This window comes from Finegoldia magna, assembly GCF_003182075.1.
Classification (GTDB): Bacteria; Bacillota; Clostridia; order Tissierellales; family Peptoniphilaceae; genus Finegoldia; species Finegoldia magna.
Genome location: NZ_QGTH01000041.1, coordinates 1,846 through 3,116 on the forward strand (window position 1 = coordinate 1,846; position 1,271 = coordinate 3,116).

A 1,271-nucleotide genomic window follows, 5' to 3' on the forward strand; every position below is an offset into this window, starting at 1 on the left:
AATGTCTTTCTCTCTTACTTTACTACTTGATATATTTCCTAATCTTAACTTCCATACTTCTCGCATAATTGCTTTTCTATCCCACAGTTTCGGTATCAGATTTAGCCCCGTTCATCTTCGGCGCATTACCACTTGACCAGTGAGCTATTACGCACTCTTTAAATGTATGGCTGCTTCTGAGCCAACATCCTGGTTGTCTGAGTAGTATTACATCCTTTCCCACTTAATCTGTATTTTGGGACCTTAACTGGTGGTCTGGGCTGTTTCCCTTTTGACTATGAAGCTTATCCCTCATGGTCTGACTCCTGTTCATCGATTTTCAGGCATTCGGAGTTTGATAAGTTTCGGTAGAATTACTTCCCCTAGACTATTCAGTGCTCTACCTCCTGTAATCTAAAACAAGGCTAGCCCTAAAGCTATTTCGAGGAGAACCAGCTATATCCGAGTTCGATTGGCTTTTCACCCCTATCCACAGGTCATCCGATAGCTTTTAAACGCTACCCGGTTCGAGCCTCCAGTAAATTTTACTTTACCTTCACTCTGCCCATGGATAGATCACCCGGTTTCGGGTCTACAACACGCAACTTCTGCCCTATTAAGACTCGGTTTCCCTGCGACTTCACATCTTAAATGTTTAATCTTGCTACGTATCGTAACTCGCTGGCCCGTTCTACAAAAAGTACGACATTAGAAGTCTTCTTCCTCTGTCTGCTTGTAGGCGCAAGGTTTCAGGTTCTGTTTCACTCCCCTCCCGGGGTTCTTTTCACCTTTCCCTCACGGTACTATTCGCTATCGGTCACCAGGTAGTATTTAGCCTTAGGGGGTGGTCCCCCTATCTTCCCACAGAATTTCACGTGCTCCGTGGTACTCTTCTTAAAGTGTCTCTATTCTGATTTCGACTACAAGACTGTTACTTTCTTTGGTTCTTCTTTCCATAAGATTTGTCTATCAGTTTAGGCTTACTTTAATGGGCTTGTCTCTGTTCGCTCGCCGCTACTTGGAGAATCGAGTTTTCTTTCTTTTCTTGTTCCTACTTAGATGTTTCAGTTCAGAACATTCGCCTCCATACGCTATGTATTTACGTATGGATACTAGAGTGTGTCTAGTAGGTTTCCCCATTCGGATTCCCCCGAGTTACTGGATATTTGCTCCTATTCGAGGTTTTCGTTGCTTGTCACGTCCTTCTTCGCCTCCTGGTGCCAAGGCATCCGCCTTGCGCCCTTAGTTTCTTGACCGGAAATATATACTGTTATTCGATTTTCAATGTGCTA

1 rRNA gene (running past one end of the window) is annotated in these 1,271 nt (G+C 44.0%); it reads right to left on the minus strand.

Features of this window, described 5'->3' with window-relative positions:
• Positions 1 to 1,235 (minus strand): 23S ribosomal RNA (locus DES33_RS09320) (it extends 1,771 nt beyond the left edge of the window).
• Positions 1,236 to 1,271 lie beyond the last annotated feature (36 nt).